We start from the raw sequence: 25,525 nt of genomic DNA, 5'->3' as shown, positions 1-25,525 counted from the left end.
GTCACTCTGCCGAAGATCCGCTCGGAGTCCCCGGCGTTCGATCTGCACCATCCGGAGATCGCGGAGCTCCAGCGGTTGACGCAGGTCGATCCTGCTCCGCTCGATCCAGAGCGCGCCCGAGGAGATCACGGGCCGACCGGATCCGTCGATTGAGCTCCGGCGGCTGAACCACCTCGAACTCCAGGCCCAGCAGCAGGACGTGGATGACCATCACGTCCAGGCTGGCCGCCCCGGTGCGCAGCAGACAGCTGTGCGCGCTCTCGGCCTCAAGGACGCCGTCGCTGGGGCCTACCGCCTCCTGGGCCACCTCCAGCGGAACGAGCAGGCGCAGCACGGCGGTTGACTGGTAGGCGGCCGTGGAGACCCCCTTGGCGACATACGCGGCGAGGTCCTCGGCGGGCGCCTCGCGGGGTGCGAAGCGCGGGCCGTGCGGCGGCTTCGGGGTGATCCGGTCGGCCCGGAACGTACGCCAGTCGGCGCGGTCGGTGTCCCAGCCGACCAGGTACCAGCGGCGTTCGGTGCAGACCAGCCGGTGCGGTTCGACGGTGCGCCGGGTGGTGTTGCCCGCGTGGTCGCTGTACTCGAAGCGCAGCCGCTCGGAGTCCCGGCAGGCGGCGGCGAGTTCGGTCAGGACGCCCGGGTCGACGGTGCCGGAGCGCCGGCCCCTGAGCATGGGGACGGTGTACGCGTTGAGGGCGCCGACCCGGCGGCGCAGCCGGTCGGGCAGCACCTGTTCCAGCTTGGTGAGGGCGCGCACCGAGGTCTCGCCGATGTCGTCGATGCCCTGTCCGGCCGCGGTGCGCAGCCCGACCACGACGGCCACCGCCTCGTCGTCGTCGAGCAGCAGCGGCGGCAGCTGGGCGCCCACGCCCAGCTGGTAGCCGCCGCCGGTGCCGGGGCTGGCGTGCACCGGGTAGCCCAGGTCCCGGAGCCGGTCGACGTCGCGCCGCACGGTGCGCGGGGTGACGCCGAGGCGGTCCGCCAGATCGGGGCCCGTCCATTCGCGGTGTGCCTGGAGCAGCGAGAGCAGACGCAGCAGCCGGGCCGAGGTCTCCAACATGCCGCCGAGTCTGCCAGGGCTTGCGGACAGCTGCGGTCCGCAAGCCCTGGGCGGGTGGGGTCAGGGGGTGCTGACCTGCACCGTGAGGTCGTTGTCGAGGGTGTAGTACGGGAAGGCGACGGTCTTGCCGTCGTCGCCGACCGGCAGCACCGGGTACTTGAAGACGGACTGCTTCTCCGCGACGTCGTCCAGCAGCCTGGCCACCCGTATCGCGGGCACGTCGGCGGCGGCCGTCAGCCACAGGTCCCAGACCTGGTTGGCACCGTCACGGCCCTGGGCGAGCGGGGCGTAGGGCAGCGTGAAGGCGAAGGAGTGCCCGTCGCCGGTGGCGGGCTCGCGGTGGATCCGCCCCCGGTCGCCGCGCAGCCGGGCCTCGACGGCCGCGTCGGGCCCGAGCTCGATCCCGTAGAGCCGCCCCTCGACGGTCATGGCAGCGTTGTCGGCGGCGAAGGTGAGGTCGCCCGCCTCGGCGTGCGGGGCGCGCCGCCAACTGCGGACGGCGAGGCTGCCGTCACCGGTGGCGTACGGGATGCGGACGGCGACGGCCTCGTGGTGCGGGTCGGGCGTGCGGTCCAGGAGGGCGCGCAGGTCGCTGATGCCGGGCCGGACGGTGAGGTCCGTGCCCCCGGCGCCGTACACGTGCGCCTCCCAGCGGCCCTCGGGGAGGTCGACGGTGCTGGGCAGCACGGCGCGCAGCCGGCCCTGCGAGACGGGCGTGAGCGGCAGCCGTACGTCGTCGCCCCGCGCTCCGCCCCGGCGGCGCAGCACCAGCGCCGCGTCGGGCGCCGCCGCCACCGCCACGTCGAAGGTGATCCCGCCCGCGGAGTCCGCGGTGCAGTCGGCGCGCGGCGCCGCCGGGGCGCCGTCCTCGGCCGTGGAGGGCTGGGAGGAGGAAGAGGTGGTCATGCGGTACGCCCTTTCCGGAGCGTGGATTTCCGGAGCGTGGAGAGGACCTTGCGGCGCAGGGTGAACGCTTCGTCGATGAGCATCCCCGGCACCTGGTGCAGAGTGTCCCGAAGGGGGCTGTGGGAACGGCTGTTGGTGCCCCGCTCGACGAGCTCCGTGTACAGCGCGGCGTGCCGGGCGGCGATCGCCCCGGGGTCGAAGCGCGCGGAGTTCTCCAGTGCCGCCCGGCCCATCCGCTTGCGCAGGTCGTCGTCGTTGATGAGGTCCAGGAGCGCGCGGGCGACGGAGTCCGCGTCGCCCGGGGGGACGAGGCGGCCGTCGACGCCATCGCGGATGATCTCGCGGGGGCCGTGCGGGCAGTCGGTGGAGACGACGGGCAGCCCGCAGCGCATGGCCTCGACGATGGTCATGCCGAAGGACTCCAGGTCGGAGGTGACGGCCGCGACGGAGCCCTTGGGCCACTCGGCTTCGAGGGGGTTGGCGATGCCCATCAGGTACACGTGGTTGTGCAGCCGCAGTTCGTTGATCTGCGCGCGCAGCGCGGGGGCGCTCACCCCGGCGCCGTAGATCCGCAGCCGCCAGTCGGGGCGTGCGGCGACGACCTGGGCGAAGGCGCTGATCAGCAGGTCGTAGCGCTTGCCCGGGGTGAGCCTGCCCGCGGCGATCACCCATTTGCTCTCGCCGTCGGCGGGCGGCAGTGAGGCGGCCGGGATGCTGTTGGCCATGGCCTCGATGCGGACGCCGGGCAGCTTGAGGGTCTCGCGGTAGCTGCGTGCGTCGGCCTCGGTGACGGTGGTGACCGCGTCCAGCAGGGCGTACCGGTAGCTCAGCTCGCGGCGGAGCCGGAAGCGGTGCCCGTCCAGGGTGAGGTGCTCCTGGCCGATCCGTACGGTGTCGTGCCTGGCCTGCCGGGAGAGGTGCACGTTGAGGCCGGGCCGGGTGCCCACGACCACATCGGCCTTGAGCTCCCGCAGGTGGGCGCCGATCCGCCGGTCGGTGAGGCGGCTGTACTGGTAGTGCCTGCTGTCCCCGGCGGGGAAGACCCTGGCGGGGCGGGCGTGGTCGGGGTGGTCGCCGTCGTAGGCGGGGCTCTCCTTGCGCAGGTCCACGAGGTGGCTGATGCGTACGCCGACGGGCGGGCTCATCGAGGGCTCGTCGCGGTGCCGGAAGACGGAGACGATCTCCACGTCGTGTTTCTCGGCCAGGACCTGGGCGAGGTTGAACGTGGTGCGGATCGTGCCCCCGACTGCGTAGGCGTTGTGGAGCAGGAAAGAGATGTGCATACGCCGACGGGTCCCCCTGGTCTTCGGCGGCCCGGCCCTGGTGCCGGCCGCCTTCACTTGGTCCAAGGACTCTACTTGGCCGCCCGGAAACGTGGGCGGGGTGGAGCTCTTTGCCCGCTGTTCCCACGGGGTCACGGCCGGTAGGGCAGCTGGGGGACGGTGAAGCAGGTGCGGTCCATCTCACCCTGGGAGACCCAGCCCGTGCCGTCCTTCCAGCGGGCCACGGACAGACAGGTGCGCCGCTCCCGGGGCGGGTCGTCGGTCGGGGCGTACCGGACGGGGAGCAGCAGTCCGCGCGCGCCGTACGGCTCCTCGCGGCCGAGGAAGCGCTCCACGCACGCGCGCGTGACGGCTTCGCCGGCCCGGGTGCAGGACAGGGCCGCGTCGGTGAACCACATGGCCGCGGCCCATCCCTCCAGCTGCCACTGCGACAGGGCGTTCTCGTCGCGGCCGGCCCGCCGCAGGCTGTTCTTCAGGGCGGTGCGGAACTCGCGGACCTGCGGGTCGTCCCTGTCGTCGTAGTTGCGGCTGCCGCCGGTCACCCACAGGGCGTTGCGGCAGCGCGGTGCGTCCTTGTAGTCCTCGGCGACCCCCGACGACCAGTTCTGTACGTTGGTGACCTTGGCGGTGACCTCGGCGCCGACGGCGTCCATGGCCTTGCAGAGCTGGGCGTTGCCGTGGCTGTCGAGGGCATCGAAGACCAGGTCGGCGCCCTGTTCCTTGAGGTCGGCCGCGACCGCGCGGAAGTTGGGCAGCGCGAAGTCGATCTGTTCCTCGACGACCCGGTAGCCCTCGGCGCGCAGGCCCTGGACGGTGATGCGGGCGTAGGCGGCGGAGGAGGACTGGTTGTACGAGACGACGGCGGCGGTGCGGGCGCCGTGGGTGTTCCTGAAGTAGCGGTAGACCTCGGTGCCGCCGTAGAGGGTGCCGTTCCAGCCGGGTCTGCCGCCCTTGCGGGGGGCGAGGCTGCCGTAGATGCCGTAGAGGTGCGGGTAGGTGTCGTACGCCGTGCCGATGGGCTGGCCGCCGATGTCGGGGACGCCCGCCCCGGAGACCAGGGGGGCACCGGCGTAGTCGAGGGCGGTGGTGGCGACCAGGGCGAACACCTTCCGCTCGTCGATCAGCTTGTGCACGCACTCGTTGTTGCCGATGCCGCTGCCTCCGTCGTCGCAGGTCTCCACCTCGACGCGGCGCCCGGCGAGACCGCCGCGGCCGTTGAGCGCCTCGAAGTAGGCGACGGCGCCCTCGCCGGGTCCGGTGAAGGCGTCACCGCCGATGGGGCTGGTGGCGCTGGTGATGATGCCGATGCGCAGGGGCGGGGCGGGGGCGGCGGAGGCGGTGGACGGCGGCTGCTCGAAGTCGCTCTCGGGCAGCCGGCTGCCGCAGGCGGTGGCGGTGGCGAGCAGGGCCAGGACGCAGAGCAGGGACGCGTACGCCGACGGGATCCCGCGGCCGGGTGGGATCCGACGGTGCGGTGGGATCCGTCGGTGCGGTGGGATCCGTCGGTCAGCAGCCGGGGGCAGCCGCATTGCCGCTCAGCTTGACCAGGGCGCACAGGGACTTCACGGAGACCTTCCAGACCTCGTCCTGGAGTACAGCGGTGCCCTTGGAGTTGGGCAGCACGGGGACGCCGTTGAGCAGCAGGTCGTACGTCACGGTCGCCTGGGTGGCCGAGTTGAACCGCACGTCCTTGACCTTCGCGGAGCTCTGGGCGCCGCGCTTGTCGCCGCTGAACGCGGTCAGCAGGGGCTTGAGCAGGGTGCCGTTCTCCAGCACCTTCGCCTTCTCGTCGAACGGGGTGGCGGGGGCGAAGAAGGCCGTCCAGTTCTTCGCCACCTCGCGCTTCGCGGCCGTGGTGTCCGCGGGGCCGCTGGCGGACGCGGAGTCGGAGGGCTGCGGGTCGATGCCACCGGTGCCGGCGCTGCCGGTCGGGGCGGGGGTCGCGCTCGCCGACGGCTGTCGCTGCGGCGGTGGATCGTCCGTGCTCCCGGCACACGAGGTGAGACCGGGCGCCACCACGAGCACGGCCGCCGCCGTCCATGCCGCGGTCCTCGCACCGGTCCGGGGATACCTGCCGACGAGCATTCTGCCCACCACCTTCAGGGTCGGTCCCACACAGGGCATAGTGCAAGGAATCGTCCGTGTTGGACAGGGGTCGGACGAGAGGGGTCGGACGGCTGTCGGGCTGGGGGCGCGATGCGCAGGGCACCGTACGTGTGGATCGCACTGGCCGCCGTCGGGTGCGGGGTGGTGCTGTGTGTACTGGGCTGGTACGGGGTGTCGGGCGAGCGGTTCACCGCCCGGCAGGTCCCCTACCTGGCGTCCTGCACACTGCCGGGCGCGGCGCTGATCGTGGCGGGCGCGGTCCTGTTCGCGGGGCGTGAACCGGGCTTCCTGCCGCCGAACCCGCTCCAGCCCGCCCCCGACGCCCCCGACGCGGAGGGTCACCCGCTCCCCTCCTCGGAAGGCCCGTTGCTGCACCTCCCGGGCGGCACCCTGGCGCACCGGCCGGACTGCCCGTTGGTACTGGGCAAGCCGGAGGCCGAACCGGCGGCGGAGGTACGGGACCTGGCGCCGTGCCCGGTGTGCGAGCCCGGGGACTGACCCCGTGTCCTCGCTCACCTACGACCTCACCCTGGCCGGTCTGGCGATCGGCAGCGCGGCGGCCCTGTCCGGCATCGGCCTGATCGTCACCCACCGGGCGACGGGTGTGCTGAACCTCGGGCACGGTGCGGTGGCGATGGTCTGCGCCTATGTGATGCGGCAGCTGGCGGTCGACTGGCACTGGCCGGTGCCGCTGGCCGCCCTCACCACCCTCTTCCTGGTGGCCCCCGCGCTGGGGCTGCTCCTGGACCGCGCGGTCTTCCGCCCGCTCTCGCTGCTCGGCGCGGACCCGGCGCGCACGCTGGTGGCCTCGATCGGTGTGTTCGTCCTGCTGGTGGGCGGCGCGGCGATGCTGTGGGGCGAGGGGGCCAGGGCGGACGCCCCGGAACTCTTCGGCGACTCCCCCTGGCCGCCGCTGGCCGCCGTACTGCTCCTGGCCGTGCTGGTGGGAGTGGTGACCCGCCGCACCCGGCTGGGCCGCGAGCTGCGCGCGGTGGTCGACAACCGGCCGCTCGCGGTCCTGGGCGGCATCGACGCGGACCGGGTGGCGGCGGTGGGCTGGGCGTTCGGCGCCTTCACGGCGGGGCTGACCGGGGTGCTGCTCGCCTCCTCTGTGCGACTGGACCCCTATGGTCTGCCGCTGCTGGTGGTGGAGGTGATCGCGGTGGCGGCGCTGGCGAGGATGCGGAGCCTCCCGGTCGCCATCGGCGCGGCACTCCTGCTGGGCATCGCCCAGTCCCAGCTGACCCGCCTGCACCCCCCTGGCTGGCAGGGCCCCCTCCTCCAATCCCTCACCACCAACCTCTTCGCCCTAGCCCTACTCACCACCGCCCTCCTCGTCCCCACCCCTACACCGTCCACCCCCTCGGGCGGCGGGGCTGCCCACCGAGCCCCCTCGGGCGGCGGCCCCCGCCGAGCCCCCTTGGGCGGCGGCCCCCGCCGAGCCCCCTTGGGCGGCGGGGCCGCCCCCCGGGGGCGGAACGGGCGGGCAAGGGGGCGGCCCCCGACGGAGTCGCACCCTCCGCCCCGCCCCACCTACGCCATGGCCCCAGCCCCCCACCACCGCCCGCTCCCCCGCGCCCCCCTCCTCCTCACCCTCACCCTCACCCTCCCCCTAGCCCTCACCGGCCCCCACCTCCACACCGCCCTCCAAGCCCCCGCCCTGGCCGTCATCCTGCTGTCCCTGGTAGTGGTCAGCGGCCGCAGCGGCCAAATCTCCCTCGGCCAGGCCGCCTATGCAGGCCTCGGCGCCCTCTTCACCGCCCTCCTGGCGAACGGCCGCCTCCCCGGACTGCCCCCCATCCCCGAACTCCCCGCCCTGGCCCTGGCAGTGGCACTCACCGCCCCCCTGGGACTCCTCACAGGATGGCCCGCGATCCGCCGCCGCGGCCTGGCCCTCGCCCTGACCACACTCGCCTTCGGAGTGGCAGTGAGCCGCTTCGTGCTCGACCAGCCGTACGCGACGTCCGGACTCACCGTGTCCCGCCCCTCCGGCTTCACCTCCGACCGGGCGTACTACGTACTGGAGTTGACCCTCCTCCTGATCTGCCTCCTCCTGGTCGCCCAACTCCGCAGAGGCCGCTCCGGACGAGCACTGGCCGCCCTGCGCGACCACGAGGAAGGAGCCTCGGCCGCCGGCGTACGGGTGCCCGCGCTCAAGGTGATGACCTTCGTCGCGGGCGCGGCTCTGGCCGCCCTCGGCGGTGGCCTGCTGTCGATGTCCGTCCAGGCCTTCGACCCCACCGCGTACGACCCGGTGCGCGGCCTGCTCTGGTTCGCGGCGGTCCTGGTGCTCGGCGCCGACAGCCTGCTGACGGCCTGCGTCGCGGCAATCCTGCTGGTGGCCCTAGACGCGGGTACGACGACGGGCCGGGCAGCGGTCCTGATCGGCGCACTGGCCCTGCTCAGGCCCCTGGCAGGACGACTGCCACTCCACCAGCTCCGCCGCACCCCGCAGGCACCACCTCGACCCCCGCCCCCCAAAGCGACCCACCCCTCCGCCCCAAGAACCCCCACCCCCGCCAAACCCATCCCCACCAAACCCACCCCCGCCAAACCCCTCCGCGCCCAAGGAATCCGCCTCTCCTACGGCGACTTCACCGCCCTGGACGGAGTCGACCTCACCATCCCCTTCGGCCGCGTCACCGCACTCGTAGGAGCCAACGGAGCCGGAAAGAGCACCCTGTTCCACTGCCTCTGCGGCACCCTGCGCCCCACCTCGGGCCACATCGAGCTCGACGGCAGAGACGTCACCCGCCGCTCCGCCCACGCGCGCACCCGCCTCGGTGTCGCCAGGACCTTCCAGCAACTCGCCGTCTTCCCCTCCCTCACCGTCGAGGAGAACGTCCTCCTGGGCGCCGAACAGGGCCACCGGCGACCGCACGGCCGGGCCGGCATCGAACCCGTACTGCGGCTGCTCGCGCTCGACGGCCCGGTGCGCCACCTCCCGGCGGCCGGTCTGCCCACCGGCACCCTGCGCAGGGTGGAGCTGGCCCGTGCCCTCGCTGGCGGGCCGCACACCCTCCTCCTGGACGAGCCCGCGGCCGGTCTGGACTCCGCCGAGACCGAGGCCCTCGCGCGCGTGCTCGGGGCGCTGGCCGCCGACGGCACCGCGATCCTGGTGGTCGAGCACGACCTGGACCTCGTCGCGGGCATCGCCGACACGGTGCACACCATGACGGCCGGAAGAATCGATTCCGGGGAGCCCGTCCGATGACCGTCGAGATCGAGCTCCGCGCCGCCCGCGTCCGTTACGGCCCCCTGGAGGCCCTGCACGGCATCGACCTCGCCGTCCCGGCCGCCGCCCTGACCGTCCTCCTGGGCCGCAACGGTTCCGGCCGTACGACCGCGCTGCGCGCCCTGGCGGGCACCGTCCCGTTGCACGACGGGTGCGTACGGTGGCGTGGCACCGACATCACCCGGCTGCCCGCCCACGTCCGGGCCCGCCGAGGCCTGTGCTTCGTACCGGACCAGCAGGCGGTGTACGCGGGTCTCACGGTCGCCGAGAACCTGTCCCTGAACTCCCCGCCCGGCGGCGGCACTTCGCCCGCCCTGGACGCGTACCCGGCGCTGCGCCCCCTGCTGGCCCGGCGCGCGGGCACCCTCTCCGGCGGCGAGCAGCGCATGCTCGCGGTGTCCCGCGCCCTGCTCGCCGCCGGAGCGGGCGGCCACGCGCGCGTGGTGCTGGTCGACGAGCCCACCCTGGGCATGTCCCCCGCCGTCGCGGCCCGTACGTACGCCGTGCTGGCCGAGCTCAGCACGACGGCAGCCGTCGTCCTCGCGGAACAACGGCTGCCGGGGCTGCTGTCCCCGGGCCCGGTGTTCGTGACCGAACTGAGCCGGGGGACGGTCGTGTTCAGAGGAGAAGCGTCGGAACGGAGACGTACTCCGCAGGCACCCGAGGAACAACCGGCGCAACCGGCGCAACCGGCGCAACCGGCGCAACGAACGCACCAGGCGTCTCACCGGCCCGCCCCGAGCCGGACCCCGCCGGAATGACCAGCCAGGTACCGGCGTTGAGCCCGTCAGGACGAGGGCCGACCATGTCCTTGTTGGCCTTGTAGAGGGCTTTCCAGCCGCCCTTGACCTTGTACTTGGCGGCGATCGAGGACAGCGTCTCGCCGGACTTCACGATGTGGATGCGGCGGTCGGCGAGCCGGTACTTCTTGGAGCAGTCCGGCCAGGCGCCGAACCCCTGGGTGCTCAGCACCTCCTTGGCGACGGCGATCTGCTGGCTGCGGCTCGCCAGGTCGGCCCGGGGCGCGTACGCGAGGCCGCCGTGCTCCTCCCAGGTCCGCTGCTCGAACTGGAGCCCGCCGTAGTAGTCGTTGCCGGTGTTGGTCGCCCAGTTGCCGTCGCTCTCGCACTCGGCGAGGCAACTCCACGGCCACTGGCTCGCGGCACACCCATAGGGCCCGAACCCCCGCGCGGTGGACGTCGGTTCCACGGAAACGGTCGGAACGGAATCGGCCGGAACGGAATCGGCCGGGCAGGACGGGGCGGCGGACGCGCCCGACAGCGGGGAGAGGGCCAGCAGCGCACCGAGGACGGCACAGGACAGGGAGCGGAATCGAGGCTTCAGCACCTGGCCACCCCACCACCGCAGCCACGCGCGCGTGCGCCTGCCGCGCGGAACACCGTCGGGCCCCACCCGGTCGGGGGACCGGGCGGAGCCCTTCTGCCGGGGTTCGGCGGAGCACGGGCGGTTCAGCGGATCACAGGTTCAGCCGCAGCCCCGGCACGATGAGGTTCGGATCGCCGCCGACTACGGCCCGGTTGGCCGCGTACAGCTTCTGCCAGCTGGTGCGGTGCGCCTGTGCGATACCGCCCAGGGTGTCGCCGCCGCGCACCACGTAGCTGCCGGCCGAGGGGGCCCGGCTCGCGCCCCGTTCGGCCCGTGCGGCGCTCCGGTCCTTCTCCACCGCCTTGAGAGCCGGTTTGGAGGCCTTGCTGACGGCGGCTGCCGCCGGAGCTCCGGCGGACACGGCGGGTGCGCTCCCCGCCGCACCCGCACGGCGCGAACAGCTGGGCCAGGCGCCCCATCCCTGGGCGCGCTGGACCTTGGTGGCGACGGCTATCTGCTGGTCCTTGCTCGCCCGGTCGGCGGTGCGGGCGTACTTCCCGCCGCCGTACGCGCGCCAGGTCCCGGCGGAGAACTGGAGCCCTCCGTAGTAGCCGTTGCCGGTGTTGATGTGCCAGTTGCCACCGCTCTCGCAACGCGCGATGCGGTCCCACACTCCACGGTCCGCCGCTTCGGCCGGCCGGCCGGTGGCGGCGATCAGGGCAAGCGGGGCCACCAGGGCGGCCCCCACGAGCGCCGCGGTCTCACGACGGAGACCGCCGCGGCGTATCGCACTGGAACATGCGGACATGGATTCCCTCTCGCAGGACCCGGACTCCCCCTGGGCGGTACGGCCGTGAACGCGTCCGGCGTTCCCTGCCGTGCCGTCCCGCCCCGCCGGGGGTGGAGATGTCGGTGCGTGGTGCGGTCCGGCGGGGCGTGTCCGGGCGGTGCTCGATGCACACGGCGGTGGAATCTATGGACCCGTGCGCCCCGTAATCAACCAGGTCCTTATCATTCCAGGCCAGTTGCCCGCTACCGCAGGTAACAACCAATTTCGGACACCCACTTGATTCCCTCATATCATGATTTGTCGACTACCCCTCCCACCGCTCTGTGACTCAGCTCACCGCCTCAACTTCCGTGCAGCAAACAGGAGTTGACGTGGAGTGAGGGATTCCGGGCGCTGTTTCACCGTGTGCGTCGGATGAGTCGATTCCGTTCCCCGCCGCGCGTGACCCCTGCCACAGATCACCCGTTGTCTTCTTGAAGCTCCGGGAACCACCCGGTGCCCGCATCCAGTTCGAGGAGCCACCCGTGTCGCGCATGCTCGACGTCAGCGACGACGTCCGCGCCGAGATCGGCGACGTAGAAGCCGACCGGCTGCTCGCCGGCGAGAACGCCCCCGGCAGTTACGACTGCACCTCCTGCCGTACGCCCGGCGACTCGGGGCAGGAGGCCACCAGCACCGTCCTGTTCGTCGGCGAGGAGACGGCGGTGCTCGCCTTCGCGCACGCCACCTGCATCCCCTCCCAGGTCGTCCCGGTCTCCGAGGAGCAGCTGCAGGGCGCGGTCGCCTCCATCACCGCGAGCCAGCACGGCCCCGGCGGGGGCGGCGCCGACGGGGCTCCCGAGCAGGCCGTGCTCGGGGTGACCAGCGGTCTCGTCCTCATCGAGGGCGAGCTGCGGCCCGCACTCGTGGTGGAGCCGATGGCCGCCATCGCCCGTCCCGGCGAGGACAACGGCGACGAGTTCCTGTCCCTCCTGGTCGAGCAGGGCTTCCAGCCGGTCGCCGATCTGAAGTCGGTGCCCGCCGTACTGCCCGGCTGGTCCGTGCTGCTCGCGATGGGCCAGCTGCACGCCGTGCTCCAGCCCGGCACGGCGGGCGCGGGCCCGGTCGCCTGGTGGCAGGCGCACCGCCCGCTCCAGGTCACCGACGGCTGGCGGACCGCCGCCAACAAGCTGCAGAAGATCCTGGTGCTGGCCGCCCCGGTCGGCTCCATCGGCCAGCAGCCGCGCGAGGACCTGCTGCGCAGCGCCCTCGACAAGGCCGCCGCGAACGGCCTGCTGGTGGCCGCGACGATGCCGCTCGCCGGTACCTGACGGCCCGGGTGAAAGACCCGGATGCGGCGGGTCCGTACGCCCGGTACCCGCATCCGACGGGCAGTGGGGTCGTTGGCACAGACGTGCACTCATACGACCCCACTCGCCCGTACCAGAGCCAGATCCCCGCCATGCGGCCGTCCCAGGAGGCCCCGCCGCACTCCTCGTTCACACCGATCTACGACGCCCTCTACTCCGAGTACCGCAAGTCGTTCCGCGCCCTGCCGGGCGACCGGACCGGCGAGGAGGACCTCGGCTTCACGGGCTTCGGTACGACGGGCGGCACGCACCACCCGCACGGTCACGGCGGCCACCACGGGCACCCGCACACGGCTCCGTACAGCAGTCCCTGGCAGAACCTGCACACCCAGCACGGCCAAGGGCGGCAGCACAGCGGGAACCACCTTCCCGCCGCACTGCCGCCCGGCCCCCGCAGGGGCTACTGACGGAGCAGGACCTGCTGTCCTGCCCGTCGCCTACTTGTTGCGGCTACTTGTTGCGGCCGCGCTTCTCGCGCACCCGCACCGAGATGTGGATCGGCGTTCCCTCGAAGCCGAACTCCTCGCGCAGCCGGCGCTCGACGAAGCGCCGGTAGCCGGCCTCCAGGAAGCCCGAGGCGAACAGCACGAACCGCGGCGGCTTGGCACCGGCCTGCGTCCCGAACAGGATGCGGGGCTGCTTGCCGCCGCGGACCGGGTGCGGGTGGGCGGCGACGAGCTCACCGAGGAAGGCGTTGAGGCGGCCGGTGGGGACCCGGGTCTCCCAGCCCTCGATCGCCGTCTCGATCGCCGGTACCAGCTTCTCCATGTGGCGGCCGGTGAGGGCGGAGACGTTGACGCGCGGGGCCCAGGCGACCTGGGCCAGCTCGGTCTCGATCTCGCGCTCCAGGTAGTAGCGGCGCTCCTCGTCGAGGGTGTCCCACTTGTTGAAGGCGAGCACCACGGCACGGCCGGCCTCGACGGCCATGGTGACGATGCGCTGGTCCTGCACCGAGATGGACTCGCTGGAGTCGATCAGGATGACCGCGACCTCGGCCTTCTCCAGGGCGGCGGCGGTACGCAGCGAGGCGTAGTAGTCCGCGCCCTCCTGGAGGTGCACCCGGCGGCGGATGCCGGCCGTGTCGATGAACTTCCAGGTGACGCCGCCGAGGCTGATCAGCTCGTCGACCGGGTCGCGGGTGGTGCCGGCCAGCTCGTTGACGACGACCCGGTCCTCCTTGGCGACCTTGTTGAGCAGCGAGGACTTGCCGACGTTCGGACGGCCGATGAGGGCGATCCGGCGGGGGCCGCCCAGCGGGGTGCCGTTGGCGAAGGTCTGCGCGGGGGCCTCGGGCAGTGCCTCCAGGACGGCGTCGAGCATGTCGCCGGTGCCGCGGCCGTGCAGCGAGGAGACCGGGTGCGGCTCGCCGAGACCGAGCGACCACAGGGAGGCGGCGTCGGCCTCGCCGGACAGGCCGTCGACCTTGTTGGCGCACAGCACGACCGGCTTCTTGGCCTTGCGGAGCAGCCTGACGACGGCCTCGTCGGTGTCGGTGGCGCCGACGGTGGAGTCCACCACGAAGACGACCGCGTCGGCGGTCTCGATGGCGTACTCGGCCTGGGCGGCGACCGAGGCGTCGAGCCCCAGCACGTCCTGCTCCCAGCCGCCGGTGTCCATGACCTTGAAGCGGCGGCCCGCCCACTCGGCCTCGTAGGAGACGCGGTCGCGGGTGACGCCCGGCTTGTCCTGCACGACGGCCTCACGGCGGCCGATGATGCGGTTCACCAGGGTCGACTTGCCGACATTGGGGCGGCCGACGACGGCGAGCACGGGAAGGGGTCCGGCGTTCGCCTCGTCGAGGGCGCCCGCGATCTCCGCTGCGTCGAAGCCCTCCTGCGCGGCGAGCTCCATGAACTCCGCGTACTCGGCGTCACCGAGCGCACCGTGCGAGGCGCCCTGCTCGGGTCCGTGCTCGTCGCCGGAGTGGATCTGGTCGTTCATGAAGTCCGTTCCTCATTCATCATCGATGAGCCGCGTTTCGCCGCGGCCCACTACTCAAGTCTCGCCCACCCGCAGGCGGGGCGCTAACGCCCGGTGAGCCGCCTGGCTCCGGCCAGGTGTGCGGCCAGCCGCTCCTGGATGCGTACGGTGGCCTCGTCCAGCGCCTTCCTGGTGCGCCTGCCGCTGCCGTCACCGGCCTCGAAGGCGTCGCCGAAGACGACGTCGACCCGACTGCGCAGCGGGGGCACCCCCGGTATCAGCCGGCTCTTGCGCTCCGTACTGCCCAGGACGGCGACGGGGACGATGGGCGCCCCCGACCGTACGGCGAAGTACGCGAGTCCGGCGCGCAGCGAGGCGAAGTCGCCCTCGCCGCGCGAGCCCTCGGGGAAGATCCCCAGCACGCCGCCGTCGCTCAGTACCCCCAGCGCGTCGGTGATCGCGCGCCGGTCGGTGCTCGCGCGGTCCACCTTCAGCTGTCCGATGCCCCGCAGGAACGGGTCGAGGGGGCCCACGAAGGCCTCCTTCTTGATCAGGAAGTGCACCGGCCTCGGTGCGGTCCCCATCAGCATCGGGCCGTCGATGTTGTGCGCGTGGTTCACGGCGAGGATGACCGGCCCGGAGGCCGGCACCCGCCAGGAACCCAGCACCCGGGGCTTCCACAGCCCGTACATCAGCCCGATGCCGATGCCCCGCCCGACGGCTGCGCCACGTCCCGTGGCGACGCCGGCCGTGTCCTTCTCGGTCACTTCCCGGCCCGCTTCCCCTCGACCAGGGTCACGACGCACTCGATGACCTGGTCGAGGGTCAGTTCGGTGGTGTCCACCTCGACCGCGTCGTCGGCCTTGGCCAGCGGGGAGGTCTTCCGGCCGGAGTCGGCCGCGTCCCGCTTGATCAGGGCTTCCTTGGTGGCGGCGACGTCGGCGCCCTTGGTCTCGCCGCTGCGGCGGGCCGCGCGGGCCTCGGCGGAAGCGGTGAGGAAGATCTTCAGGTCGGCGTCCGGCAGCACGGTGGTGCCGATGTCCCGGCCCTCGACGACGATGCCGCCGGCGGCGGCCCGGGCGATCTCGCGCTGGAGCTCGGTGATCAGGGTGCGCACCTCGGGAACGGCGCTGACCGCGCTGACCCTGGAGGTGACCTCGGGCGTACGGATCGGACCGGACGCGTCCACTCCGTCGACGGTGATGGTCGGCGCGGAGGGGTTCGTACCGGAGACGATCACGGGCTTGGAGGAGGCGTTGGCCACCGCGGCCGCGTCCGTCACGTCGACCCCGTTGGTCAGCATCCACCAGGTGATCGCCCGGTACTGGGCGCCGGTGTCCAGGTAGCTGAGGCCCAGCTTGGCCGCGACGGCCTTGGACGTGCTGGACTTGCCCGTGCCGGAGGGGCCGTCGATGGCGACAATCACTGCTGCCGGGGCGGTCCGGGCGGCGTTTTCCACGGTGTCGGACACCTTCCTGATTTCACGGGCGAAGAGCGACAGGCTGCATCACTGCCAACCATCTACGGTACCGCCTCAATCCCGGCCCCCTTACGCCCCGCCCCTCGGTCCGCTTGCGGCCCCGCCGCCCGGTCCGCCGGCGGCCCCGCCCCCGGTCAGCCGCCCGGCCTCCGGCGCGAGCCGGGCGGTCCCGCCCGGAGGCGCTACTTCCGCAGCCCCCAGCCCCGCTCGACCAGGGTCCGCGACAGCACCTCCACCGCGCCCGGGTCCACCATCAGCTGCACGTGGCCCGCCTGCTGTCCGGTCGCGTGCTCGATCCGCACGTCCTCGACGTTGACCCCCGCCTGGCCCGCGTCGGCGAAGATCCGTGCCAGCTGGCCCGGCTGGTCGCTGATGAGCACCGTGACCACCTCGTACGCCGCCGGCGCCGACCCGTGCTTGCCCGGGACGCGCACCCGGCCCGCGTTGCCCCGGCGCAGTACGTCCTCGATGCCGTCCGCCCCGCCGCGCCGCTTCACCTCGTCGCCGGACTCCAGCGCCCGCAGCGACTCCACCGTCTCCGCCAGGTCGTCGGCCACCCCGGCCAGCACGTCAGCCACCGGTCCCGGGTTCGCCGAGAGGATCTCCACCCACATCCGGGGGTCCGACGCCGCGATCCGCGTCACGTCCCTGATCCCCTGGCCGCACAGCCGTACCGCCGTCTCGTCGGCGTCCTCCAGCCGTGCCGCCACCATCGACGACACCAGCTGCGGCGTGTGCGAGACGAGCGCGACCGCCCGGTCGTGGGCGTCCGCGTCCATCACCACCGGCACCGCCCGGCACAGCGCCACCAGCTCCAGCGCCAGGTTGAACACCTCGGTGTCGCTGTCCCTGGTCGGCGTCAGCACCCACGGGCGCCCCTCGAAGAGGTCGGCCGAGGCCGCCAGCGGCCCGGACTTCTCCTTGCCCGCCATCGGGTGCGTCCCGATGTACGGGGTGAGGTCGCAGCCCATCTCCAGCAGCTCGCGGCGCGGCCCGCCCTTCACGCTGGCCACGTCGATGTACCCGCGTGCCGCCCCGCGCCGCATCGCGTCCGCCAGCGTCGCGGCGACATGGGTGGGCGGGACGGCGACGATCGCCAGGTCGACGGGGCCCTCGGGCGCCGCGTCGGTCCCGGCGCCGAGGGCCGCCGCGGTGCTCGCACGGCCCGGGTCGTGGTCGGCCAGGTGGACGGTGATGCCCCTGGACGCGAGGGCGAGGGCGGCGGACGTACCGATCAGTCCGGTGCCGATGACGAGTGCGGTTCTCACGGGGCGTGTCCTTGCGCAGGGCGGCGAAAGTCGCCGGAGCGGAACAGGGTGGCGGAGATCCGTTCAGCCTAATGGGCGCACCGACCGCGGCCCCGGCCGCCCGCACCCGCGTATCGACAACGGTGTGCGGACGACCGGGGCCGTCGGACGCGGCTGCGCCGCTGCCCGGAGCGGCGGCTCGGCGCTTGCCGTTCAGAGCTGCTGCTGCTTGATCAGCTCCTCCAGCGAGGCCGCCTGCGGGAGCTCGCCCTGCGGAGTCAATTTGTCGACCGCCTGCGGCAGCGTCTGCGCGAGGCTGTCGGCCGCCTCCTGCTGAGAGACTCCGGCCTGTTCGGCGGCCTGCGCGAGGGCGGCGTCCGGCAGGGCCTGGGCGACCTGCTCGCCGCTGACCGGCTTGTTGTCGCCGGTGCCGATCCAGGACTCGGCCTGCTCGCCGAGGCCGGACTTCTTGAGCATCTCCATCAGGCCGTCCAGCGGATTGCCGCTGCCCGCACCGGCCGCCCCGTTGGTCCCACCGGCCGCACCGCCCGCACCGCCGCCCCCGGTGAGCGCCCCGATGAGGGAGCCGAGGATGTTGCCGGCACCGCCACCGGAACCTGAGCTTCCGCCGCCCAGAAGGCCGCCGAGGAGACTGCCGAGATCGTTGCCCGCCATGGTCCTGCCTTTCGAGATACTTCGAGAAGGTCGAGTCCGGTCGCAGACTCATCAGACTCGTTCAATCTCGCCCAGATGGCGTCATGCTGCCACTCGACCGGATCTGTCCCACCTTCCTCGCACTCCTGGCACTCCCGTCCGGTCTGTCCTGACTATGGACGGCGGGGGCCGGGGTCCGCTTGCATGGTGGGTCCGGCACCGCCTACCCGGTGTCGGCGGGGAGGCCCCAGTGAAGCGTTCCGGTCCCCTTTACACACTGCTCGCCGGGCTGCTCCTGGCCGCCTTCATGCTGTCGCTCAACGCGACGACGGGCACGAAGAGTTCGGGTTACGGGGGCGGCGGCGCGGCATCGCCCCCACCGACACCGACACCCCCAGCGGCCTCGGCCGCGCCGACGGACCCGGGGAACCCACCGCCCGCCTCCACCCCGTCACCCGTGCCCGCACCCTCCACCGAGCCCCCGCCGCCCTCCGCCCCCGCGTCCGAGCGCGTCTACGCGGGCCGCACCACCGACGACACCGCCGCCGTCTCCATCTCCGTACGCGACGGAAAGGCGGTGGCGTACTACTGCGACGGCCGCACCCGCGAGTCCTGGCTGAAGGGCGACGTCAAGGACGACGGCAGCATGCATCTGACCGGCAAGAACGGCGCCGAACTGGAAGCCACCACCCGCGCGGGCAAGGTCCGGGGCGAAGTGGAGATCGCCGACCGCAAGCAGGACTTCACCGCGGCGAGCGCCGACAAACCCTCCGGTCTCTACCGTGCCACCAACGAGGTGCGCGGCGCCCGGGTCGACGGCGGCTGGATCGTCCTCCAGGACGGCCGGCAGGTCGGCCTCATCACCCGTGACGGCAAACCCTCCCCCGCTCCCGAGCTCGACCCGGCCACCGGCGCCGTGATCATCGACAACCAACGCCTGATCGCCCGCCCGGTCGCCCCCTAGCGCCACGGCTCCGCGACTCCACGGCCCCCGCCCCCCTGCAACCCCGCGCCCCGAGCACCGCCCAGGGAGTGACCCCGAGATGAGCAACGTCGACCCCAATGCCCGGACCGCCTCGTTCCCCGCCCCCGACAGCCACGGCCACGGTCACGGCCACGGCCGCCCCGGCCCGGCCCGCTGGCTCGTCCCGGTGCTGGTCGCCGCCGCGGTCGCGGTCGCCCTCGGGGCGTACGGCAAGATCCACGACCCGGCCGGGACCGCGTTCAACCTGGCCGGGTTCAGCAGCACGGGCGCGGTGAAGTCCTGGCTCTCGACGGCCGCGTTCCTCTTCGCGCTCGTCCAGATCGCCTCCGCACTCGCCATGTACGGGAAACTGCCGGGCGTCCGCAGCGCCCCCTGGATGTCGGTCACCCACCGCTGGTCGGGCCGGATCGCCTTCCTCTTGGCGGTGCCGGTGGCCGTGCACTGCCTCTACGGCCTCGGGTTCCAGACCTTCGGCTCGCGTGTGATGTGGCACTCTCTGGCGGGCTGCTTCTTCTTCGGCGCGTTCAGCGCCAAGATGCTGCTGCTGCGCGCGGAACGGCTGCCGGGCTGGCTGCTGCCGGTGGTGGGCGGTCTGGTCTTCACCGTGCTCACGGTGATCTGGCTGACGTCCGCGCTGTGGTTCTTCCGCACCTTCGGCCTCTCCACCTAGCAGAGCGCACTCCGTCCGTCTCACCTTCTTCCTCGACCTCGTCCTCGACCTCGTCCTCGTAAGGGAGCCCCACCCATGCGCGAACCCACCACCCGCAGGACGGTCCTCGCCGCGGCGGCCGGAACGGCAGCCGTCCTGGCCACCGGCTGCTCCAACTACGGCGACGAGGGCGGAGACGGGGGCGACGGCGACAAGCCCCCGGCCCCCACCGCACCCGCTCCCACCGGCGGCCAGCAGCCGCCCCAGCCCGCCCCGTTGGCCGCGACCTCGGACATCCCGGTGGGCGGCGGCAAGGTCTTCAAGGACGAGAAGGTGGTCGTCACCCAGCCCGAGGCGGGCAGCTTCAAGGCGTTCTCCGCGGTCTGCACGCACCAGGGCTGTACGGTCGCCGACGTGTCCGGCGGCACCATCAACTGCCCCTGCCACGGCAGCAAGTTCCGGGTCGCGGACGCCTCGGTGTCGGCGGGACCGGCCCCGCAGCCGCTGCCGCCGCGCGCGATCACGGTGGAAAGCAATTCGATCCGGCTGGCCTGAACAGCCACAATCCCCGTATGACGAGCTCCCCTCCGCAGGAACCCGACACCGCCGACGGCCACGCCCTGATCCGCGACCACACCGTCTACTCCTGCGTCATGGGCTCGCGCGCGTTCGGCCTGGCGATGGAGGAGAGCGACACGGACGTACGAGGGGTCTTCGTCGCGCCCACCCCGCTCTTCTGGCGCTTCGACAAGCCCCCGACGCATCTGGACGGCCCGGCTCCGGAACAGTTCTCCTGGGAGCTGGAACGCTTCTGCGAACTGGCCCTGCGCGCCAACCCCAACATCCTCGAAGTCCTGCACTCCCCGCTCCCCCTCCACGTGGACGAGACCGGCCGCGAACTCCTCTCGCTGCGCGACGCGTTCCTCACCCGCCAGGTCCGGGCCACCTTCGCCGGGTACGCGGAGAGCCAGCGCAAGAAGGTCGAGGCGGACGTCCGCCAGTACGGCGCCCCGCGCTGGAAGCACGCCATGCACCTGCTCAGGCTCCTGACGAGCTGCCGGGACCTTCTCCGTACGGGTGAATTGACGCTCGACGTGGGCGGGGCCCGCGAGGACCTCCTCGCCGTCAAACGCGGCGAAGTCCCCTGGCCGGAGATCGAGAAGCGCCTGAACCGCCTGCTCACGGAGGCCACCGAGGCCGAACCGAGCAGCCCGCTGCCCGCCCTCCCCGACCGCTCCCGGGTGGAAGACTTCCTGGTCCGTACGCGCCGCCGCTCGGCCCTGAAGCCGCCGGAGCCGTACGAGGAACAGCCGTGAAACGCACCTGAGGAGGGCCCGGAGCCGGTGACCTGGAACGAGTGGGAGCACCTGAAGGCCGGCAGCGACAACGGCCCCGGAAACGGCAAGGGCAAGGGCCGCCCCGACCTGGTGGCCCATCAGGACGACCTGGGCGCGGTCGGCCACGAGGCCCACGTCCTCCGCGGCGCCCTCGTCCGGCAGGCGGACATCGCGACACCCGGCGCGTGTACGACGTCCCGGGCCGCGGCAGCCCTCAAGCGTCACCACTTCGCCATGGGCCCGGCCCTGGAGACGACCGCCACCCGCTGGACCTCCCAACTGGACGCCCTCCTCCAGGCCTGCGCCCACATCTCCCACCACCTGGACCACACGAGGGCGACGCACGCCCAGGACGACGCCAAACTCAAGGCCCGAATCCGCAAGATCAACGCCACTCCCCAAACCCCACACCCACCATCCCTCCCGCCCCTCCCTGTCTCCCGCCTCTCCCAGTACTTCAAGTAGGCGGGCGTCCCGATGAGCACCCTCACGCACGCGGACGTGGCCGAGGCCGACCTCACCGCCCTCTCCCACGCGGTCGCGGACTGGAAGCGGACCGCCGCCCACCTCAAGAGGCTCGCCGCCCAGGCCCGTTCGACCCTGCTGGCCAAGTCGGAGCGCGCCCGCTGGGAGGGCGTCAACGCGACGGTCACCCGTGACTTCATCCGCAAGACGACAAAGGAATTCGCCGACGCGCACGCGGAGGCGACGAGCATCGCCGCGGTACTGACTGACGCGCACACCGAACTCACGAGAATCCAGCGAGCCGTACGCCACATCCGCGAGGTCGAAGGCCCGAAGCTGGGCCTGGCCTACCTCTCCCCCGCCGGAATGCCGGCCCCCTCCCTGGACCTGCGCACCCCCGAAGCCCAGAACCTGAACCACCGTTTGACCACCCTGGTCGCCCACGCCGCCGAGATCGACGAATCGGTGGCCCGCGCGCTGCGCAAGTCCCACGGCAACGAGCCCGCCAACTTCGGCCACCGCACCTACACCTCGCTCAACGAGGCCCAGCAGGAACGCGCACTGGAACTGGCCCGGGTCGGCACCCTCCTGAGCAACACCCAGTTCGCCGAACTCAACAACCTCCTCAAGTTCAACGCCAAGGACCCCGCCTTCTCCACGGCCTTCTACCAAGGCCTGGGCGGCCCCCGCCAAGCCCTCGACTTCTACGGCCGTATGTCCCTGGACTGCACCCTCGGCGACCAGCCGGAACGCCTCGCCCTGGCCAAGGACCTCCAACGCGCCATGGGCACGGCCCTCGCCTCCGCCACCGACCCCGACAACGCCACCCATCTCCCCACCGCCTGGTCCAAGGAGTTCCGCGAACTGGGCACCCAGCGCCTAGCCTTCGGCCACCTCCCCTCCTCCCACCCGTACGGCTACCAGGTACTGGGCGGCCTGCTCCGCTACGGCGACTACGACCCCCGCTTCCTCAACCCCCTGGCCGAGGACATCCTCAAGCTCCACAAGGCCGACCCCGAACTCTTCACCGCGACCAAACCCCGCACCATCGACGACCTCGACCTGGGCTTCAACCCCTCGGGCCACTCGGGCGCCGGCTACGACCCCCTCACCAGCACCCTGGAAGCCCTGGGCCACAGCCCCGATGCCGCAAAACAGTTCTTCGCAGGCGGCCGCCACTTGGACGACCTGACCTCCCCCGACTTCAAGTGGCCCCTGGACACCCTGGACCCCAAGGCGGAAACCCACGACGGCGGCCCGGACGCCCTGGGCCACGCCCTCGAATCCGCCACCACGGGCCACCCCTGGGACGACCCCCGCCCGGGCCTGCACCGGGACGAGCAGACGGCGGCCATCATGAAGAAAGTAATCACCCTCTACAGCCCCACCTCGGACGTCAAACCCCAGACCCCCCTCCTGGACAGCCTGGGCCGAATGGGAGCGGCGTACATCGACGATCTCAATTACTCGACGGACAATTTCGGCGGCTCGGGTGACGGAGCAGGACGCGACACCCGGTTCGCCCACAGCAGTGACGGTTCGCGCCGTACGGACTTCGGGCTGATTCAGGCGCGCAACTTCATGACGGTGGCTGCCGGGAGCGAGGAAGGGTACGCGAGCCTTTCCAGGGCCCAACAGGTGTTCACGGCAAGCGGCCTCGCCTCCTTCGGGAAGGACCACTTCAACGCCACTGAGTTCGCCCTGAACTCCGCACTGGTCCACGGGGTCCTCGACGAGGCGAGGAGCTTCCAGATCCGCAACGAGGCAAGGGAATTGGGCGAGCAGGAGAACCTGGAAATGGAGAAGTCCGCCGCCTGGAAACAGCTCGGCGTCGACACCGTCGTCGAGGTGGTCGTCGGAGCCGGCACAGCCGTAGTCGCAGGACCGGCCGCAGGCGTGGCCGCGGCCGAGGTCGTACCGGTGATCCTCGAAGTCGGCGGCGAGGCCGCGAACACCGCGTACGGGAACAAGCTCCTCGAGTACCTCAAGGAGAATGAGGCCGACCACGGAGCAGAGGCCCTGGAAGGAACCCAGCGGACCGAGGACTTGAGCACCCGCGCGTTGTGGAAGCCCGTGGACCACTACACCCGGTCGATTGGCATGCCGCCCGAGCAAGTAGCAGAACTGCGGCGACAGATCCGCAACGAATACGAACTCGGCACTTCCGCCGTGGAACCAGCAGAGAAAGTGGCCTGACAAGTGACCTTGTCCGTACGGCGCAGGGCCTGCCTTGCAGCCGTGTTCGCGCTGGCGATTTCCCTTTCCGCCGCCTGTACCCAAAACTCGCCCGCACGTCTGGGACCATCGTCGGCCTGGAATTCCTGCACCGGCCTCATCCCCGAGCAGAGCGTGCGAACCCTGCACGAACGCATGCCGGAAGGCCCGTTGCGTGTCACCCAAAAACCCGCTTCGCTCGCGGACTTGCGCACAGCGATGAGCTCCTACGCCCGCGCGTGGAGGCCCGGCACTTCCCCTGGCAGCATTCCGGAGAATTACGTTCCGTGCCGGTTCGAAGTCCCGGAAGGACACCGCCGGCTCACCGTCGAGGTGGGTTGGTCCTACTTCCCGCTGTCCAGCATCTCATCGCGCCCGAACAAGCATGGCTGGCAGCCCTCAGGAGGCGACGTGTACTCGTCGCGAACCGTCGGCAGTTCCGCGTACGCCTTCGCCTGCCGAATTCCCGGCGCTCCGGTGGAGCAGGAGTCAGGACTCCCCGTCTGGGTATGGCTCGCCCCTCACCGCGTCCCCCACTTCGACGACAACCTCCGCGCCACCCTCGCCTCCGCCATCGCCCAACACACCAGCACCCTCCTCCGCTGCGCCAACCACCCCCGCATCCCCGACCGACTACCCGCCCCCCTCCGCTAAACCACTCAGCCGTCCCACACCTCCCCCAACCCCACCAACTCCCCCCGATACTCAATCCGCCCCACCCACTCCTCCGGCCAGGCCCCCGCCCCCAGATAGGCCCCCGCGAACGCCCCCGCCAAGCAGGCGATCGAGTCCGAGTCGCCCTTCGTGCAGGCGGCACGCCTCAGTGCCGTCACCGGTTCCTCCGGGAACATCAGGAAGCACATCAGCGCCGCCGCCAACGCCTCCTCCGCGATCCACCCCTCCCCCATCACCAGACACGGATCCGTCTCCACCGACCGCCCCGGATCCCGCAGCGCCACCGCCAGCCGCTCCAGGACGGCCAGGCACTCGTCCCACCCCCGCGCGATGAACTCCCCCGGCGTCGCGTCGTCCGCGTACGTCCACAGTTCGCCCAGCCACCGCTCGTGGTACCGCGTCCTGTTCTCCAGCGCGTACGACCTCAACTGCCCCACCAGACCCGCCGGTTCCGCCCCCTGCGCCAGCAGGTACACCGCCCGCGCGGTCAGGTCGCTCGCCGCGAGCCCGGTCGGATGCCCGTGGGTCAGGGCCGCCTGGAACTGCGCGATCCCGGCCCGCTCCACCTCCCCCAGCCCCGGCACCAGCCCCACCGGCGCCACCCGCATGTTCGCCCCGCACCCCTTCGACTCGATCTGCGAGGCCTTCTGCCAGGGCAGTTCGCTGTCGAGGAGGCGGCAGGCGATCAGGCAGGTCCGGCCCGGCGCCCGGTTGTTCTCCGGCGAGTGGTACCAGTCCACGAACTCCTCGCGCACCTTCCGCTCCAGCCTCCGGGGCCCCAACGGCCCCCGCAGCATCGCGGCCCGTATCCCCCGCCCCAGCGCGAGCGTCATCTGTGTGTCGTCGGAGACGAACGCCTTCTGCGGCAGCTCCATCTCCCGCCAGGGCCCGCACTTGGCCAGGATCGACGGCACGTCGTTGAACTCCGTCGGAAACCCGAGCGCATCCCCGAGGGCGAGCCCCACGAGGGATCCGGTGGCTGCCTGCTTCGTACGCCTCATACGGAAGGCCCTTTCGCTGACTTGATCGACTTTTCGACAAATTGCTCGACCGGCCTCAGTAACGGCGGATGCAACACAGCCCCCACCCGGTAAGCGCTCCCCGCCCGATAGAGGGCCGCCGGCTTCCCCCGCCCCCCGGTCCGCCGCAACGCCCCGCCCACCGGCTCGACGAACCCCTCCGCCGCCAGCACCTTCCGCCGGAAGTTGGGCCGGTCCAGGCCCACGCCCCACACCGTCTCGTACACCTGCTGAAGCTCGCCGAGCGTGAACTCCGGCGGGCAGAAGGCCGTCGCGAGCGCCGTGTACTCCAACTTGTCGCCGATCCGCCGCCGCGCGTCCGCGAGGATCCGCCCGTGGTCGAAGGCGAGCCCCGGCTCCCGTTCCACCGGCACCCATTGGGCCTCCGCCGCGTCCCCGCCCCCGCGCGGCTCCGGCAGATCCGGTACGAGCGCGGCGAACGCCACCGACACCACCCGCATCCTCGGGTCCCGGTCCGGATCGCTGTAGGTCCGCAACTGCTCCAGGTGCAGCCCCGCGACCCCCGCCGGGGAAAGCCCGGTCTCCTCGGCGAGCTCGCGGAGCGCGGCCTGCTCCGCCGACTCCCTCGGCAGTACGAAGCCGCCGGGCAGCGCCCACTCCCCCGCGTAGGGCTCCTGCCCGCGCCGCACCAGCAGCACGTGCAGCCGCGCCTGGCGCACCGTGAAGACCGCGAGGTCGACCGTGACCGCGAACGGCTCGAACGCCCTCGGGTCGTAGTCCTGCGGTACGCCGCCCACACCCTCACCCCTTAAATAGTCAACCTGACTATAAAGGCTCACTCCGTGCCCCCACAAGGGCAGTAAA

25 protein-coding genes and 1 pseudogene are annotated in these 25,525 nt (G+C 72.1%); 12 read left to right on the top strand and 14 right to left on the bottom strand.

The window, feature by feature from the left end:
- Position 1 precedes the first annotated feature (1 nt).
- From ACZ5PB_RS35985 to ACZ5PB_RS35965, 5 genes are all read right to left on the bottom strand, one after another.
- Positions 2–1,060: a helix-turn-helix transcriptional regulator gene (locus tag ACZ5PB_RS35985; protein WP_468697136.1), complete on the bottom strand. Its 1,059-nt coding sequence runs from the start codon at positions 1,058–1,060 to the stop codon at positions 2–4.
- A gap of 60 nt (positions 1,061–1,120) precedes the next feature.
- Entirely contained in the window at positions 1,121–1,966 is an 846-nt protein-coding gene (locus ACZ5PB_RS35980) for a transferase (RefSeq protein WP_468697134.1), read from the bottom strand.
- A complete protein-coding gene (locus ACZ5PB_RS35975; RefSeq protein ID WP_468697132.1) occupies positions 1,963–3,249 on the bottom strand; it encodes a glycosyltransferase family 4 protein in 1,287 nt (428 codons plus the stop codon). The genes ACZ5PB_RS35980 and ACZ5PB_RS35975 overlap by 4 nt, the downstream gene beginning before the upstream one ends.
- A 131-nt stretch (positions 3,250–3,380) precedes the next feature.
- On the bottom strand, positions 3,381–4,778 hold the full coding sequence (locus tag ACZ5PB_RS35970; protein WP_468697131.1) for an ABC transporter substrate-binding protein: 1,398 nt from the start codon (positions 4,776–4,778) through the stop codon (positions 3,381–3,383).
- Entirely contained in the window at positions 4,756–5,364 is a 609-nt protein-coding gene (locus ACZ5PB_RS35965) for an MTB12 C-terminal domain-containing protein (RefSeq protein WP_468697130.1), read from the bottom strand. The genes ACZ5PB_RS35970 and ACZ5PB_RS35965 overlap by 23 nt, the downstream gene beginning before the upstream one ends.
- Positions 5,365–5,445: 81 nt before the next feature.
- Between ACZ5PB_RS35965 and ACZ5PB_RS35960 the strand changes: the two genes are divergently transcribed.
- Genes ACZ5PB_RS35960 through ACZ5PB_RS35950 form a run of 3 tightly spaced genes read left to right on the top strand, consistent with a single transcriptional unit; the run spans position 5,446 to position 9,351 of the window.
- Positions 5,446–5,853 carry a hypothetical protein gene (locus ACZ5PB_RS35960; RefSeq protein WP_468697128.1) on the top strand — a complete coding sequence of 136 codons (408 nt, stop codon included), beginning with the start codon at positions 5,446–5,448 and terminating at the stop codon, positions 5,851–5,853.
- 4 nt (positions 5,854–5,857) lie between these two features.
- Positions 5,858–8,569, top strand: coding sequence for an ABC transporter permease subunit (locus ACZ5PB_RS35955; RefSeq protein ID WP_468697127.1), 2,712 nt, complete (start codon positions 5,858–5,860; stop codon positions 8,567–8,569).
- On the top strand, positions 8,566–9,351 hold the full coding sequence (locus ACZ5PB_RS35950) for an ATP-binding cassette domain-containing protein (RefSeq protein WP_468697126.1): 786 nt from the start codon (positions 8,566–8,568) through the stop codon (positions 9,349–9,351). The genes ACZ5PB_RS35955 and ACZ5PB_RS35950 overlap by 4 nt, the downstream gene beginning before the upstream one ends.
- Before the next feature lie 184 nt (positions 9,352–9,535).
- On the opposite strand, the pseudogene ACZ5PB_RS35945 reads toward ACZ5PB_RS35950, so the two are convergent.
- Together ACZ5PB_RS35945 and ACZ5PB_RS35940 are read right to left on the bottom strand one after the other, a co-directional pair.
- A pseudogene (locus ACZ5PB_RS35945) lies at positions 9,536–9,799 on the bottom strand (transglycosylase family protein); the annotation flags it as partial.
- 268 nt (positions 9,800–10,067) lie between these two features.
- Positions 10,068–10,724, bottom strand: a complete 657-nt coding sequence (locus tag ACZ5PB_RS35940) for a LysM peptidoglycan-binding domain-containing protein (RefSeq protein WP_468697124.1) — start codon at positions 10,722–10,724, stop codon at positions 10,068–10,070.
- A 506-nt stretch (positions 10,725–11,230) separates the two neighbouring features.
- Here ACZ5PB_RS35940 and ACZ5PB_RS35935 point away from each other — a divergent pair.
- Together ACZ5PB_RS35935 and ACZ5PB_RS35930 are read left to right on the top strand one after the other, a co-directional pair.
- Positions 11,231–12,016, top strand: coding sequence for a hypothetical protein (locus ACZ5PB_RS35935; RefSeq protein WP_468697122.1), 786 nt, complete (start codon positions 11,231–11,233; stop codon positions 12,014–12,016).
- A gap of 131 nt (positions 12,017–12,147) precedes the next feature.
- Positions 12,148–12,462, top strand: a complete 315-nt coding sequence (locus ACZ5PB_RS35930) for a hypothetical protein (protein ID WP_468697120.1) — start codon at positions 12,148–12,150, stop codon at positions 12,460–12,462.
- A gap of 43 nt (positions 12,463–12,505) precedes the next feature.
- Here ACZ5PB_RS35930 and der read toward each other — a convergent pair whose 3' ends face one another.
- The 5 genes from der to ACZ5PB_RS35905 form a co-directional block, all read right to left on the bottom strand.
- Entirely contained in the window at positions 12,506–13,996 is a 1,491-nt protein-coding gene (gene der / locus ACZ5PB_RS35925; protein ID WP_468697119.1) for a ribosome biogenesis GTPase Der, read from the bottom strand.
- Between the two features lie 83 nt (positions 13,997–14,079).
- Complete coding sequence (locus tag ACZ5PB_RS35920; RefSeq protein ID WP_468697117.1) at positions 14,080–14,742, bottom strand: lysophospholipid acyltransferase family protein; 663 nt, start codon at positions 14,740–14,742, stop codon at positions 14,080–14,082.
- Entirely contained in the window at positions 14,739–15,446 is a 708-nt protein-coding gene (gene cmk / locus ACZ5PB_RS35915) for a (d)CMP kinase (RefSeq protein WP_468697115.1), read from the bottom strand. The genes ACZ5PB_RS35920 and cmk overlap by 4 nt, the downstream gene beginning before the upstream one ends.
- Before the next feature lie 191 nt (positions 15,447–15,637).
- Positions 15,638–16,723, bottom strand: coding sequence for a prephenate dehydrogenase (locus tag ACZ5PB_RS35910; protein ID WP_468697113.1), 1,086 nt, complete (start codon positions 16,721–16,723; stop codon positions 15,638–15,640).
- Between the two features lie 192 nt (positions 16,724–16,915).
- Entirely contained in the window at positions 16,916–17,377 is a 462-nt protein-coding gene (locus ACZ5PB_RS35905) for a YidB family protein (RefSeq protein ID WP_468697112.1), read from the bottom strand.
- Positions 17,378–17,606: 229 nt separating this feature from the next.
- Between ACZ5PB_RS35905 and ACZ5PB_RS35900 the strand changes: the two genes are divergently transcribed.
- From ACZ5PB_RS35900 to ACZ5PB_RS35870, 7 genes are all read left to right on the top strand, one after another.
- Positions 17,607–18,320, top strand: coding sequence for a hypothetical protein (locus ACZ5PB_RS35900; protein ID WP_468697110.1), 714 nt, complete (start codon positions 17,607–17,609; stop codon positions 18,318–18,320).
- A 79-nt stretch (positions 18,321–18,399) separates the two neighbouring features.
- Complete coding sequence (locus ACZ5PB_RS35895; RefSeq protein ID WP_468697109.1) at positions 18,400–19,011, top strand: DUF6529 family protein; 612 nt, start codon at positions 18,400–18,402, stop codon at positions 19,009–19,011.
- 75 nt (positions 19,012–19,086) lie between these two features.
- On the top strand, positions 19,087–19,545 hold the full coding sequence (locus tag ACZ5PB_RS35890; RefSeq protein WP_468697107.1) for a Rieske (2Fe-2S) protein: 459 nt from the start codon (positions 19,087–19,089) through the stop codon (positions 19,543–19,545).
- Between the two features lie 17 nt (positions 19,546–19,562).
- Positions 19,563–20,306, top strand: a complete 744-nt coding sequence (locus ACZ5PB_RS35885) for a nucleotidyltransferase domain-containing protein (protein WP_468697106.1) — start codon at positions 19,563–19,565, stop codon at positions 20,304–20,306.
- A gap of 27 nt (positions 20,307–20,333) precedes the next feature.
- Complete coding sequence (locus ACZ5PB_RS35880; protein ID WP_468697104.1) at positions 20,334–20,792, top strand: hypothetical protein; 459 nt, start codon at positions 20,334–20,336, stop codon at positions 20,790–20,792.
- Positions 20,793–20,804: 12 nt separating this feature from the next.
- Positions 20,805–22,988 (top strand): hypothetical protein, encoded by a 2,184-nt coding sequence (locus tag ACZ5PB_RS35875; protein WP_468697102.1) that lies wholly within the window; start codon positions 20,805–20,807, stop codon positions 22,986–22,988.
- A 429-nt stretch (positions 22,989–23,417) separates the two neighbouring features.
- On the top strand, positions 23,418–23,660 hold the full coding sequence (locus ACZ5PB_RS35870; protein ID WP_468697101.1) for a hypothetical protein: 243 nt from the start codon (positions 23,418–23,420) through the stop codon (positions 23,658–23,660).
- Positions 23,661–23,665: 5 nt separating this feature from the next.
- Here ACZ5PB_RS35870 and ACZ5PB_RS35865 read toward each other — a convergent pair whose 3' ends face one another.
- Positions 23,666–24,682, bottom strand: a complete 1,017-nt coding sequence (locus tag ACZ5PB_RS35865; protein ID WP_468697099.1) for an ADP-ribosylglycohydrolase family protein — start codon at positions 24,680–24,682, stop codon at positions 23,666–23,668.
- On the bottom strand, positions 24,679–25,458 hold the full coding sequence (locus ACZ5PB_RS35860; RefSeq protein WP_468697097.1) for an NUDIX hydrolase: 780 nt from the start codon (positions 25,456–25,458) through the stop codon (positions 24,679–24,681). The genes ACZ5PB_RS35865 and ACZ5PB_RS35860 overlap by 4 nt, the downstream gene beginning before the upstream one ends.
- Positions 25,459–25,525 lie beyond the last annotated feature (67 nt).

It is taken from the genome of Streptomyces sp. NPDC032721 (assembly GCF_055579625.1).
The sequence above is the reverse complement of the archived record's forward strand: the minus strand, read 5'-3'. Positions and strand labels throughout refer to the sequence as shown.